This is a genomic window from Streptomyces sp. NPDC127190, assembly GCF_042672505.1.
Taxonomy (GTDB): domain Bacteria; phylum Actinomycetota; class Actinomycetes; order Streptomycetales; family Streptomycetaceae; genus Streptomyces.
Genome location: NZ_JBHXVE010000002.1, coordinates 1 through 13,800 on the forward strand (window position 1 = coordinate 1; position 13,800 = coordinate 13,800).

At 69.8% G+C, this 13,800-nt stretch carries 5 protein-coding genes, 1 tRNA gene and 1 rRNA gene; 6 read left to right on the forward strand and 1 reads right to left on the reverse strand.

The genetic code is table 11. The annotated features are described in order from the left end of the window. Positions 1 to 196 precede the first annotated feature (196 nt). The 3 genes from rrf (at position 197) to ACFVIU_RS03415 (ending at position 1,252) form a co-directional block, all read left to right on the forward strand. Positions 197 to 313: ribosomal RNA gene (gene rrf / locus ACFVIU_RS03405) — 5S ribosomal RNA — on the forward strand. Positions 314 to 428: 115 nt separating this feature from the next. Then, on the forward strand, positions 429 to 1,091 hold the full coding sequence (locus tag ACFVIU_RS03410) for a DegT/DnrJ/EryC1/StrS family aminotransferase (protein WP_385840826.1): 663 nt from the start codon (positions 429 to 431) through the stop codon (positions 1,089 to 1,091). 85 nt (positions 1,092 to 1,176) lie between these two features. Beyond that, a tRNA-Thr gene (locus ACFVIU_RS03415) sits at positions 1,177 to 1,252 on the forward strand. A gap of 51 nt (positions 1,253 to 1,303) precedes the next feature. Here the strand turns inward: ACFVIU_RS03415 and ACFVIU_RS03420 are convergent. Beyond that, complete coding sequence (locus tag ACFVIU_RS03420; protein ID WP_385840336.1) at positions 1,304 to 4,066, reverse strand: SpoIIE family protein phosphatase; 2,763 nt, start codon at positions 4,064 to 4,066, stop codon at positions 1,304 to 1,306. Positions 4,067 to 4,477: 411 nt separating this feature from the next. Between ACFVIU_RS03420 and ACFVIU_RS03425 the strand changes: the two genes are divergently transcribed. The 3 genes from ACFVIU_RS03425 to ACFVIU_RS03435 all read left to right on the forward strand — a co-directional run bounded on the left by ACFVIU_RS03425 (position 4,478) and on the right by ACFVIU_RS03435 (position 13,767). Then, positions 4,478 to 9,937: a HAMP domain-containing protein gene (locus ACFVIU_RS03425; RefSeq protein ID WP_385840337.1), complete on the forward strand. Its 5,460-nt coding sequence runs from the start codon at positions 4,478 to 4,480 to the stop codon at positions 9,935 to 9,937. Between the two features lie 274 nt (positions 9,938 to 10,211). Beyond that, positions 10,212 to 10,892, forward strand: a complete 681-nt coding sequence (locus ACFVIU_RS03430) for a two-component system response regulator (protein ID WP_385840338.1) — start codon at positions 10,212 to 10,214, stop codon at positions 10,890 to 10,892. Positions 10,893 to 11,016: 124 nt separating this feature from the next. Next, positions 11,017 to 13,767, forward strand: coding sequence for a DNA translocase FtsK (locus ACFVIU_RS03435; protein ID WP_385840339.1), 2,751 nt, complete (start codon positions 11,017 to 11,019; stop codon positions 13,765 to 13,767). Positions 13,768 to 13,800 lie beyond the last annotated feature (33 nt).

A 13,800-nucleotide genomic window follows, 5' to 3' on the forward strand; every position in this document is an offset into this window, starting at 1 on the left:
TGATGGGGTAAGGCTCCCAGTAGACGACTGGGTTGATAGGCCGGATCTGGAAGCCAGGTAACTGGTGGAGGTGACCGGTACTAATAGGCCGAGGGCTTGTCCTCAGTTGCTCGCGTCCACTGTGTTGGTTCTGAAACCACGAACAGCCCCACGTTGCCACAGCGTGGTGCGGCATTGTTCGACAGTTTCATAGTGTTTCGGTGGTCATAGCGTGAGGGAAACGCCCGGTTACATTCCGAACCCGGAAGCTAAGCCTCACAGCGCCGATGGTACTGCAGGGGGGACCCTGTGGGAGAGTAGGACACCGCCGAACAATTTTTCAAAAAGGTCGGATCCTGAACTTCGGTTCGGGGTCCGGCCTTTTTCTGTTGGCCGTAACGTGTCGTTCACCCTCCGCGCCCAGCATCCAGCACATGGGAACTGCTGCAATGCTCAGGGCCGCCGGCGTCGGTATCGGTGACGAGGTCGTGGTGCCGGCCTTCGGAAACGTCGAAGTCGCCGAGGCCGTGAGCCTGGTGGGTGCCCTCCCGGTGTTCGCCGACATAGACCCGGTGACGTACTGCCTCGACCCGGCTGCCGTCGAAGCGGCCGTAACAGAGCGCACGGCGGCCGTCGTTGCCGTACACCGCTTCGGACGGCGGGCCGACATCGGGCGGTTGCACGCGCTCGGGCAGCGGCACGGGCTTCTGGTGCTGGAGCAGGCCGAGTCCGAGGCGCCGTACGACGAGATAGCGCAGCGTCGGGAGCGGGCGGCGTATCTCGACGCCAGGCTGAAGGGCGTACGGACGCCCGACGGGGGCGACGGGCACACCTATCAGCAGTACGTCGTGCGGGTGCCGGGCAACGGCCGGCCGGACCGGGACGCCTTCGCCCGGGCCTTGCGGATCAAGGGAGTTGCGTGCCGGGTGCCGGTGAAGACGCCCGTGCACCGGTTGCCGGAGTACCGGCGGTGCGTGGATCTGCCGGAGACGGAGCGGGCCGCGGAGGAGACGCTGGCGCTGCCCGTGGATGCCGCGCTGACCAAGCGGGAGATGCAGCGGATCGCCTCCGCCTGCAACGCCCTTGGTGGTCTGCTTCAGCCCGCCTTCTGAGGGCCGCCCGAACGAATTTGGGAACTGGGGCCACTTCGGGGTACAGTTTTCTTGTCGCCGAGAGGGAAACCTCGAAAACGACAAGGCCCCTATAGCTCAGTCGGCAGAGCGTCTCCATGGTAAGGAGAAGGTCAACGGTTCGATTCCGTTTGGGGGCTCCAGCAAAAAGGCCCCACCCTTTCGGGTGGGGCCTTTCGCATGTCCCGTGACGCTCACGCGTCCTTGTGGATTCCCGGGACCCGCATCGCCAGGATCGCCATGTCGTCCGAGGGGGCGTCCGACGCGAAGCGCTCCACCGCGCGCATGATGCGCGCCGCGACCGCGCCCGCGGTCAGGCCCGTGCACGTGGTGAGGACGTCGGCGAGGCCGTCGTCGCCCAGCATGCGCGTGCCCTCGCGGCGTTCGGTGACGCCGTCCGTGACGCAGAGCAGCACGTCGCCGGGGTCGAGGGTGACGGTCTCCTCGTGCAGTTCCAGGTCCTCGATGACGCCCAGCAGGGGCTGCGGTTCCGCCGCGGGCACCACCGTGCCGTCCTGGCGCAGGCGCAGCGGAAGCGGGTGGCCGGCGCAGACCACCTTGAGTTCGGCGCTGCCGTCCTCCTGGGGGCGCAGTTCGCCGTAGAGGAGCGTCAGGAAGCGGCTGCGGTCGCCCTCGTCGAGGATGGCGGAGTTCAGGCGTTCCAGAACGGCGGGGCCGGACAGGCCCTCCCGGGCGAGCAGGCGCAGGGCGTGCCGGGCGAGGCCGGTGACCGCCGCCGCGTTGGGGCCCGTACCGCAGACGTCGCCGATGGCGAAGCCGTAGGCGCCGTTGCCGATGGGGAAGAGGTCGTAGAAGTCGCCGCCGACCTCGTTGCCCTCGCCGGCCGCGCGGTAGATGACCTCCACCTCGACGCCGTCGATGTTCGGCAGGCCGGGCGGGAGGAGGCTGCGCTGGAGGGACTGGCTGATGGCCGTGCGCTCCGAGTACAGGCGGGCGTTGTCCAGGGCGAGGGCGGCCCGGCGGGACAGGTCCTCGGCCAGTTCGAGGATCTCCTGGCGGAAGTGCTCGTCCGTGGGCTTGCCCAGGGTGAGCATGCCGATGACCCGGTTCCGGGCGACCAGGGGCAGGACGACCGTCTCGCCGCCGACCGCGGAGGCCGTCGCCAGGGTCGGGCCGATGCCGGAGGCGAGCTGGTGCGTGGGGCCGCCGGCGAGGCCGAGGCTGCGCATGGAGCTGCGCAGGGCCGCCTGGTGGGCGACCTCGCCGGGGGTCGTCCAGACGCGGGCGCCGGGGGTGGGCACCGGGTCCGGCGGGGCGATCTTCGACAGCAACGACTTGATGCCGTCGATGAGTTCCTCGTCCTCGTGCAGGACGTACGACAGATACGGCTCCGAGGCCTGGTCGGCGATCGTATAGACGGCGCACCAGGTGGCCAGGGTGGGGACCGTCATCTGGGCCATCAGGGCCAGGGTCTGGTCGCGGTCGAGGGTGCCGGCGAGCAGGTCGGAGGCTTCGACCAGGAAGCTCAGGGAGCCGCGGCGCAGCCGCTCCAGCTCGCCGAGGCGGGCCGACTCGACGGCCAGGGCGATGCGGTCGGCGGCGAACTGGAGCCGAAGCGCCTCCTCGTTGGTGTATCTGCCGGGTGCCTCGGCCGCGACGCCGAGGGAGCCCGTGAGACGGCCCTCGACCTTGAGCGGGACCGTGACGACCGAGCGCATTCCGGTGCCGGCCAGCAGCGGGACGGCTCCGGGGACGGCGTTGAGGTCGTCATGGACGGCGGGCATGCGCGCGGAGCCGTAGCGGCCGGGGCCCGCCTCGACGGGCACGCGCGCGAAGCGCTGGCGGGCCGAGGGCAGGCCGGTGGAGGCGCGGACCTCCAGCTCGGTCTCGTCGTCGGTGGCGAGCAGCAGGAACGCGGAGTCGCCGTCGAGCATGTCGCGGGCGCGTTCCACCGTGCGCTGGAGCAGGCCGTCGAGGTCGTCGGGGGCGGGGGAGCCGATGAACAGCTCGAAGGGGTCGGCGCTCTGGCCGTCCGCGGACGTGCTCTGGTCGCCGGCGGGGACGCGGGGCGGGGTTTGCAGGACGGCGCGTTCGTGGTCGCGGACCAGGAGGCAGACGGTGGAAGGCTCGCCGCCGGTGTCGCGGACCCGGAGGTGGGAGGCGTACACCGGGACGACCCGGCCGTCGGCGCCGCGGATGCCGTAGCTGCCCTCCCAGCGGGAGAGCTGGAGGGCCTCGGCGACGCCGGTGCTGGTGCCCGGGGTGTGCGGCCAGGCGGCGAGTTCCGTCAGGGGCATGCCGGTGACCTCGGCCGCCGGATAGCCGAAGAGGTCCTCGGCGTCCTCGTTCCAGGCGGCGACGGTGCCCTTGCGGTCGATCTGGAGGACGGCGACGCGGACCCGGCCGTCGGGGGCCAGCGGAAGCAGCTCGGCGGGCAGGGACGGGCCGGCTGCGCGGGTGCCGGCCGGGCGTTCGGGCAGGTTGAGCTGGAACCAGACGTTTTTGTGGGTGGGCGTGTAGTCCACGCCCCAGCGGGTGGCCAGGGCCGCGCACAGCTGGAGTCCGCGGCCGCCTTCGCGGTCGGGGCTGCCCATGGCGACGGCGGAGTGCTGGAGCGGAACCTCGCGCTCGGGGTAGCGGTCCGAGACCTCGATGCGCACACTGTCCTCGGAGCGCAGGCAGAGCACCTCCGCGTGCGTGCCCGCGTGGACGACGGCGTTGGTCACCAGTTCGCTGGTGAGGACGACGGCGTCGTCGACGATGTCGGCGAAGCCCCAGCCCTGGAGGGTGTCGCGGACGAACGACCGGGCGGTCGCGACCGATCGCCCGACGGGCTCGAAACTGGCGGCCGCGCGCGCGGTGATCACAGAACTCCTCGGCCGGTTGTCTACGTACAGGGCTGCGGGGCCGGCCGGCTCGCGCCGCTGCTGCGGCATCAGCGCGCCCGTCGGCTGTTGCTCCGGGGTCTGTCCCCCGGGGATCAGTCCGGTGGTCATGGTCTGCGGCCGCCCCTCCGATGCCCGCTCGTGCTCGTGCCACCGCCCAGGCCGGTGGGACCGGTGCGGCTGGACAGCCGCATGCAAGGTTACTTACCTTCGCCGTCCGGGCGGATGCCGGTCGCCGGTGTTTACGCCCCCAGGGTGTGCGGACGGTGTGCGAAGCTGCCGAACTGTTATGGCCTGGTTCGGACGGGGTGAAACACTGGGCAGGCTTCTGACGAAGGTCGGGTCGCGCCGCGTGTTTTCCGTGTACGACGGGCAGCAGCCCTTGGTGTGGCCGGATCTCGTCTGGCAGAAATACGCATCAGTAACGGGTACGCGGGAGTAACCGGTATGCCGAGGACCGGCACGCCGGGGCCGAAGCGGCCGAGCACAGCAGTTACGGTCAACCCCTCCGGGAGGGACACAGTGGAGTCTGGCGCGGCGACGCGGGGCACGAAGACGCGCGCGAAGGGCGGACCGTCCCGGGGCGGGAGCGGCGGTACGACCGTCGTGGACACAGCCGCCCTGCACCGGCTGCTGGCCGCTCTGGTATCGATGCGGGACGGCAATTTCCGCAAGCGGCTCACGGTGTCCGGGGACGGCGTGATGTCGGAGATCGCGGCGGTCTTCAACGAGGTGGCCGACCGCAATCTGCATCTGACCGGCGAGCTGTCGCGGGTACGACGGATGGTCGGCCGTGAGGGAAAGCTCACGGAGCGGCTGGAGACGGGGGCCTGCGAGGGGTCCTGGGCGACGGCGATCGACAACTCCAACGCCCTGGTGGACGATCTCGTCTGGCCGGTGTCGGAGGTCAGCCGGGTCCTGACGGCGGTAGCCGAAGGTGATCTGTCGCCGCGGATGGAGTTGCGGACCCAGGCGCCGGACGGAGCCACCGGGCACCCGCTGCGGGGCGAGTTCCTGAAGGTCGGCCGTACCGTCAACAACCTGGTCGACCAGCTGTCCACGTTCACGGACGAGGTCACGCGCGTGGCCAGCGAGGTCGGTACCGAGGGCAAGCTCGGCGGCCAGGCCCGGGTGCGCGGTATGTCCGGTTCCTGGAAGGACCTGACGGAGTCCGTCAACACGATGGCGGACCGGCTGACCGCGCAGGTGCGGGACATCGCGCTGGTGACCACGGCGGTCGCCAAGGGTGACCTGTCGCGCAAGGTGACCGTCCATGTCGCCGGCGAGATGCTGGAGCTGAAGAACACCGTCAACACGATGGTGGACCAGCTGTCGGCGTTCTCCTCCGAGGTCACGCGGGTGGCCCGGGAGGTGGGCACCGAGGGCATGCTGGGCGGTCGCGCGCAGGTGCCCGGGGTGGCCGGTGTGTGGAAGGAGCTGACCGACTCCGTCAACACGATGGCGGGCAACCTGACCGCGCAGGTGCGGGGGATCTCGCAGGTCACGACGGCTGTCGCGAACGGTGACCTGTCGCAGAAGGTGACGGTTCCGGCGCGGGGCGAGGTGGCGCAGCTCGCCGAGACGATCAACCAGATGACCGAGACGCTGCGGATCTTCGCGGACGAGGTCACCCGGGTGGCGAACGAGGTCGGCGCGGAGGGGCGGCTCGGTGGTCAGGCGAACGTGCCGGGCGCGGCCGGCACCTGGAAGGACCTGACGGACTCCGTCAACACGGTGTTCCGGAACCTCACGACGCAGGTGCGGGACATCGCCGCGGTGACGACGGCCGTGGCCAGCGGTGATCTGTCGCAGAAGGTCACCGTGGACGTGGCCGGCGAGATGCTGGAGCTGAAGAACACCGTCAACGGCATGGTGGACCAGCTGTCGTCGTTCGGTGCCGAGGTGACCCGGGTGGCGCGGGAGGTCGGCGTCGAGGGTGAGCTGGGCGGTCAGGCGCAGGTGCCGGGGGCGGCCGGTGCCTGGAAGGATCTGACCGACTCCGTCAACACCGCGTTCCGAAACCTCACCGGTCAGGTGCGCAACATCGCCCAGGTGACCACGGCGGTGGCCAACGGCGATCTGTCGCAGAAGGTCACGGTCGACGTCTCCGGTGAGATGCTCCAGCTGAAGAACACCGTGAACACGATGGTGGACCAGCTGTCGAGCTTCGCCGACCAGGTCACGCGGATGGCCCGGGACGTGGGTACGGAGGGCCGGCTGGGCGGCCAGGCCCGGGTGGACGGGGTGTCGGGCACCTGGAAGGAGCTGACGGACTCCGTCAACTTCATGGCGGGCAACCTGACGTCCCAGGTGCGCAACATCGCCCAGGTGACCACGGCGGTGGCCAACGGCGATCTGTCGCAGAAGATCGACGTGGACGCGCGCGGCGAGATCCTTGAGCTGAAGAACACGATCAACACCATGGTTGATCAGCTGTCCGCCTTCGCCGACCAGGTGACCCGGGTGGCCCGGGACGTGGGTACCGAGGGGCGCCTCGGCGGGCAGGCGCAGGTGCCCGGCGTCGCCGGTGTGTGGCGGGACCTGACGGACTCGGTGAACGGCATGGCCGGGAACCTGACCGCACAGGTGCGCAACATCGCCCAGGTGGCCACCGCGGTGGCCCGGGGTGACCTCTCCCAGAAGATCACCGTGGACGCGCGCGGGGAGATCCTGGAGCTGAAGAACACGCTGAACACGATGGTGGACCAGCTGTCGTCGTTCGCGCAGGAGGTCACCCGGGTGGCCCGTGAGGTGGGTACGGAGGGCATCCTCGGCGGTCAGGCCGAGGTGCAGGGTGTCTCCGGCACCTGGAAGGACCTCACGCAGTCCGTGAACTTCATGGCGAACAACCTGACCATCCAGGTGCGCAACATCGCCGAGGTCACGACCGCGGTGGCCAAGGGCGACCTGTCCAAGAAGATCACTGTTGACGCGAAGGGCGAGATCCTTGAGCTCGTCACGACGGTCAACACGATGGTTGATCAGCTGTCCAGCTTCGCCGAGCAGGTGACCCGGGTGGCCCGTGAGGTGGGTACCGAGGGCATTCTGGGTGGTCAGGCGCATGTGCCGGGTGTCACCGGTATCTGGAAGGACCTGAGCAACAACGTCAACCTGATGGCCAACAACCTGACCATGCAGGTGCGGAACATCTCGCAGGTCGCGTCGGCCGTCGCCAACGGCGATCTGACGCGTCAGGTGACGATCGAGGCGCGCGGCGAGGTCGCGCAGCTCGCCGACACCATCAACATCATGGTCAAGACGCTGAGTTCGTTCGCGGACCAGGTCACCAAGGTGGCCCGTGAGGTGGGCACGGACGGCATCCTGGGTGGTCAGGCGCATGTGCCGGGCGTGGCCGGCACCTGGAAGGACCTCACGGAGTCCGTGAACCAGATGGCGTCCAACCTGACCGGTCAGGTGCGCAACATCGCCATGGTGACCACGGCGATCGCCAAGGGTGACCTGACGAAGAAGATCGACATTGACGCGCGGGGCGAGATCCTCGAGCTGAAGACGACGATCAACACGATGGTCGACCAGCTGTCCAGCTTCGCCGAGGAGGTCACGCGGGTGGCCCGCGAGGTGGGTACCGAGGGGCAGCTCGGCGGCCAGGCACGCGTGCGGGACGTCGACGGCACCTGGCGGGACCTGACCGAGTCGGTGAACGAGATGGCCGGGAACCTGACCCGGCAGGTGCGTGCCATCGCGCGCGTGGCGACCGCGGTGACCCGCGGCGACCTGAACCTGAAGATCGACGTCGACGCGTCCGGCGAGATCCAGGAGCTTCAGGACTACATCAACAAGATGATCGCCAACCTGCGCGACACCACGATCGCCAACAAGGAGCAGGACTGGCTCAAGGGCAACCTCGCCCGGATCTCCGCGCTGATGCAGGGCCGCCGGGACCTGGAGGACGTGGCCTCGCTGATCATGAGCGAGCTGACTCCGGTGGTCTCCGCGCAGCACGGTGCCTTCTTCCTCACGATGCCGCTGACGGAGGGCAAGGACGTCGGCGACGGCGACGAGGACTACGAGCTGCGGATGCTGGGCTCCTACGGCTATCTGACGGGGTCCATGCCGACCTCGTTCCGGCCCGGTGAGGCGCTGGTCGGCACGGCCGCCAAGGAGGGGCGCACGATCCTGGTGGACAACGCGCCCAGCGGCTATCTGAAGATCTCCTCCGGGCTCGGCGAGGCCCCGCCCGCGCAGGTGATCGTGTTGCCGGTGCTGTTCGAGGGCACGGTGCTCGGGGTGATCGAGCTGGCGTCGTTCACGCCGTTCACGCAGATCCAGAGGGATTTCCTGAACCAGATCGCCGAGATGATCGCGACCAGCGTCAACACCATTTCGGTCAACACCAAGACCGAGCAGCTGCTGAAGCAGTCGCAGGAGCTGACCGAGCAACTGCGGGAGCGGTCGGCCGAGTTGGAGAACCGTCAGAAGGCGCTCCAGGCGTCCAACGCGGAGCTGGAGGAGAAGGCCGAGCTGCTGGCCCGGCAGAACCGCGACATCGAGGTGAAGAACACCGAGATCGAGGAGGCCCGGCAGGTCCTGGAGGAGCGCGCCGAGCAGCTGGCGGTGTCGATGCGCTACAAGAGCGAGTTCCTCGCCAACATGTCGCACGAGCTGCGCACCCCGCTGAACTCGCTGCTGATCCTGGCCAAGCTGCTCGCCGACAACGCCGAGGGGAACCTCTCCCCGAAGCAGGTGGAGTTCGCCGAGACCATCCACGGCGCCGGCTCCGACCTGCTCCAGCTGATCAACGACATCCTCGACCTGTCGAAGGTCGAGGCGGGCAAGATGGACGTCTCCCCGACGCGCATCGCGCTCGTACAGCTCGTGGACTATGTGGAGGCCACCTTCCGGCCGCTGACCGCCGAGAAGGGCCTGGACCTGTCGGTGCGGGTGTCGCCGGAGCTGCCGGCCACGCTGCACACCGACGAGCAGCGGCTGCTCCAGGTGCTGCGCAACCTGCTCTCCAACGCGGTGAAGTTCACCGACTCCGGCTCGGTGGAGCTGGTGATCCGGCCGGCCGGGGCGGATGTGCCGCAGTCGATCCGGGAGCAGCTGCTGGAGGCCGGTTCGCTGACCGATCCGGCAGGTGAGCTGATCGCGTTCTCGGTGACCGACACCGGTATCGGCATCGCGGCGAGCAAGATGAGGGTGATCTTCGAGGCGTTCAAGCAGGCGGACGGCACGACCAGCCGCAAGTACGGCGGCACCGGTCTCGGCCTGTCGATCTCCCGGGAGATCGCGCAGCTGCTCGGCGGTGAGATCCACGCACAGAGCGAGCCGGGCCGCGGTTCGACGTTCACGCTGTACCTGCCGCTGCACCCGAGCGAGCTGCCGCCGCAGGGCTACCAGCAGTCGGTGGCCCCGCTGGAGGCCGGCGAGCTGCTCGCCTCGGAGTCGGGTCAGTCCTCGGAGCTGTCCGCCGCGGAGATCGAGACGCCGGCCGAGGTGAAGTCGTACCGGGAGACGCAGAACGGCCCCGCGGCGCTGTTCCGGCGCCGGCGGCGCAGTCTGCCGCAGGGCGAGCAGCGGCCCGAGCAGTGGACGGTGGTGCCCGAGCCGGAGAGCCCGCCGCAGTCCGCGCGCGCGATGCGGTTCGGCGGCGAGAAGGTGCTGATCGTCGACGACGACATCCGCAACGTGTTCGCGCTGACCAGCGTCCTGGAGCAGCACGGGCTGTCGGTGCTGTACGCCGAGAACGGCCGCGAGGGCATCGAGGTGCTGGAGCAGCACGACGATGTCGCGGTGGTGCTGATGGACATCATGATGCCGGAGATGGACGGCTACGCCACGACCACGGCGATCCGCAGGATGCCGCAGTTCGCCGGGCTGCCGATCATCGCGCTGACCGCGAAGGCGATGAAGGGCGACCGGGAGAAGGCGCTCGACTCGGGCGCCTCCGACTATGTGACCAAGCCGGTCGACCCGGACCATCTGCTGACCGTGATGCAGCGGTGGATGCGCGGGGAGTGACGGCGCCGGCTGCCGGGGACGTGAACAGCCGGGGAACTCCGGGCGGGTGCCGGGAGTTCCCCGCGTAGGGTGGCTGCGGCACGTATGGAACGCGGGATTCCGGGAACCATCCCGACCCATGCCGCGTTTCCGTTATGTGCACAGTGACATCGCGGTGACAGGGTGTGGCGACAGCCGGGGTGCGGCTACGATGACCGGCACAAGGACGGGCGGCGAAAGGGAGTCGTCCCCTGGGGCGGCGCCCGGTGTACCGCCGGGGCGAGGAGGGCGGGCCATGGTGCAGAAGGCCAAGATCCTCCTGGTCGATGACCGGCCGGAGAATCTGCTGGCGCTGGAGGCCATCCTCTCTGCGCTCGATCAGACGCTGGTGCGGGCATCGAGCGGGGAGGAAGCGCTCAAAGCACTGCTCACGGACGACTTCGCGGTCATTCTGCTGGACGTCCAGATGCCGGGCATGGACGGGTTCGAGACAGCGGCGCACATCAAGCGGCGGGAGCGGACCCGGGACATCCCGATCATCTTCCTCACGGCGATCAACCACGGACCGCACCACACCTTCCGCGGCTACGCGGCGGGGGCGGTGGACTACATCTCCAAGCCGTTCGACCCGTGGGTGCTGCGCGCGAAGGTCTCGGTCTTCGTCGAGCTGTACATGAAGAACTGCCAGCTGCGCGAGCAGGCGGCGCTGCTGCGGCTCCAGTTGGAGGGCGGCGGCAAGGGCGCGGTCGGCGGCAAGGAGTCGGCCGGGCTGCTCGCCGAGCTGTCCGCGCGGCTCGCGGCCGTGGAGGAGCAGGCCGAGGCGCTGTCCAAACAGCTGGACGACGACTCCGCGGACGCCGCCGCAGTGGCCACCGCGGCCCATCTGGAGCGCAAACTCACCGGTCTGCGCCGCGCGCTCGACGCCCTGGAGCCGGGCGCCGGAACCGGCGGCTCCTCGGTGCCCGTGCAGAACTGACGTGCGCGGGGCGGCGAGTTGTCCGTGAGCGTGCGTCAGTTCCGGGTCCGGGCAGGGGCGACACGAACGGGTGAAGCAGTGGGCACACGTGTCCGCTGTCGTCTCCCCCGGTAACCTCACACCCATGGCCTCACGTCCCTCCGCAGCCAAGAAGCCGCCCGCCAAGAAGGCGGCCGCTCCCGCGAAGGCTCCGGCGAAGAAGGCCGCAGCGAAGAAGGCCCCGGCCAAGAAGGCGCCCGCCAAGAAGGCCGCGGTGAAAAGGGCGGTGCCGCCGAAGCCGGCACCGAGCCCCACCGGGGGCGTCTACCGGCTGGTGCGCGCGCTCTGGCTGGGCCTCGCGCACGCCGTCGGCGCCGTCTTCCGCGGCATAGGGCAGGGCGCGAGGAACCTCGACCCGGCGCACCGCAAGGACGGCGTCGGGCTGCTGCTGCTCGGCGTCGCCCTGATCGTCGCGGCCGGCACCTGGGCGGATCTGAAGGGGCCCGTCGGCGACCTGGTGGAGATCCTGGTCACCGGCGCCTTCGGCAGGCTCGACCTGCTGGTGCCGATCCTGCTCGCGGTGATCGCCGTACGGTTCATCCGGCACCCGGAGAAGCCGGAGGCCAACGGGCGGATCGTGATCGGTCTGTCCGCGCTGGTCATCGGCGTGCTCGGCCAGGTCCACATCGCGTGCGGCTCGCCCGCGCGCAGTGACGGCATGCAGGCGATAAGGGACGCCGGCGGCCTCATCGGCTGGGCGGCGGCCACCCCGCTGACGTACACCATGACCGACGTGCTCGCCGTACCGCTGCTGGTGCTGCTGACGGTCTTCGGTCTGCTCGTGGTGACGGCCACCCCGGTCAACGCCATCCCGCAGCGGCTGCGGGCGCTCGGCGTACGCCTGGGCGTGCTGCACGACCACGAGGCCGACGAGTTCGGCGAGGACGACGTGCGCTACGAGAAGCAGTGGCGCGAGGCGCTGCCCGCGCGCCCCCGTAAGCGCTCGTCCGCCCCGCAGTCGTACGACCCCGATAGCGCGGAGGAGGAGGCCCTCTCGCGGCGCCGCAGCCGCCCCCGGCGCTCCGCGGTGCCCCAGCCGGATCCACAGCGCCAGATGGACGCGGTGGACGTCGCGGCGGCGGCAGCGGCCGCGCTGGACGGCGCCGTGCTGCACGGCATGCCGCCGTCCCCGCTGGTCGCCGACCTCACCCAGGGCGTCAGCGTCGGCGACCGGGAGGACACCACCCCGGTGCCCGCGCCCGCGCCCGCGCCGACTCCTGCGCCCGCGCCCACGCCGGTGCCGGCCGCGCGCCCCCGGCAGGAGAAGCTCCAGGCCGGAGTCGTCCCGGATCTCACCAAGAAGGCCCCGGCGGAACCCCGCGAGCTGCCCGCGCGCGCGGAGCAGCTCCAGCTGTCCGGCGACATCACCTATGCGCTGCCCTCGCTCGACCTGCTCGAGCGGGGCGGCCCCGGCAAGGCGCGCAGCGCCGCGAACGACGCGGTCGTCGCCTCCCTCACCCAGGTCTTCACCGAGTTCAAGGTGGACGCCGCCGTCACCGGCTTCACCCGGGGTCCGACGGTCACCCGCTACGAGGTCGAGCTCGGCCCGGCCGTGAAGGTGGAGCGGATCACCGCGCTGACCAAGAACATCGCGTACGCGGTCGCCAGCCCGGACGTGCGGATCATCAGCCCCATCCCCGGCAAGTCGGCGGTGGGCATCGAGATCCCGAACACCGACCGGGAGATGGTGAACCTCGGCGACGTACTGCGTCTCGCGGAGTCCGCCGAGGACGACGACCCGATGCTGGTCGCCTTCGGCAAGGACGTCGAGGGCGGGTACGTGATGCACTCGCTGGCGAAGATGCCGCACATGCTCGTCGCCGGTGCCACCGGCTCCGGCAAGTCGTCCTGCATCAACTGTCTGATCACCTCGGTGATGATGCGGGCCACGCCGGAGGACGTGCGGATGATCCTGGTCGACCCCAAGCGGGTCGAGCTGACCGCCTACGAGGGCATCCCGCACCTGATCACGCCGATCATCACCAACCCCAAGCGGGCCGCCGAGGCGCTCCAGTGGGTCGTCCGCGAGATGGACCTCAGGTATGACGACCTGGCCGCCTACGGGTACCGGCACATCGACGACTTCAACCGCGCGGTGCGCGAGGGCAAGGCCAAGCCGCCGGAGGGCAGTGAGCGGGAGCTCCAGCCCTACCCGTACCTGCTGGTGATCGTGGACGAGCTGGCGGACCTGATGATGGTCGCCCCGCGTGACGTGGAGGACGCGATCGTGCGCATCACGCAGCTCGCGCGCGCGGCCGGCATCCACCTGGTGCTCGCCACCCAGCGGCCCTCGGTCGACGTGGTCACCGGTCTGATCAAGGCGAACGTGCCCTCCCGGCTGGCGTTCGCCACCTCCTCGCTGGCCGACTCCCGGGTCATCCTCGACCAGCCCGGCGCCGAGAAGCTCATCGGCAAGGGTGACGGCCTGTTCCTGCCGATGGGGGCGAACAAGCCGACCCGTATGCAGGGCGCGTTCGTGACCGAGGAGGAGGTCGCGGCCGTCGTCCAGCACTGCAAGGACCAGATGGCGCCGGTCTTCCGGGACGACGTCACCGTCGGCAGCAAGCAGAAGAAGGAGATCGACGAGGACATCGGCGACGACCTCGACCTGCTGTGCCAGGCGGCGGAGCTGGTCGTCTCCACCCAGTTCGGGTCGACGTCCATGCTCCAGCGGAAGCTGCGCGTCGGCTTCGCCAAGGCCGGGCGGCTCATGGACCTCATGGAGTCCCGCAACATCGTGGGACCGAGCGAGGGCTCCAAGGCGCGTGACGTGCTGGTGAAACCCGACGAGCTGGACGGCGTGCTCGCGCTGATCCGCGGGGAGTCCGACGGGTAGCCCGCAGGGCCGTCCGGCGGACACGGGTTACGC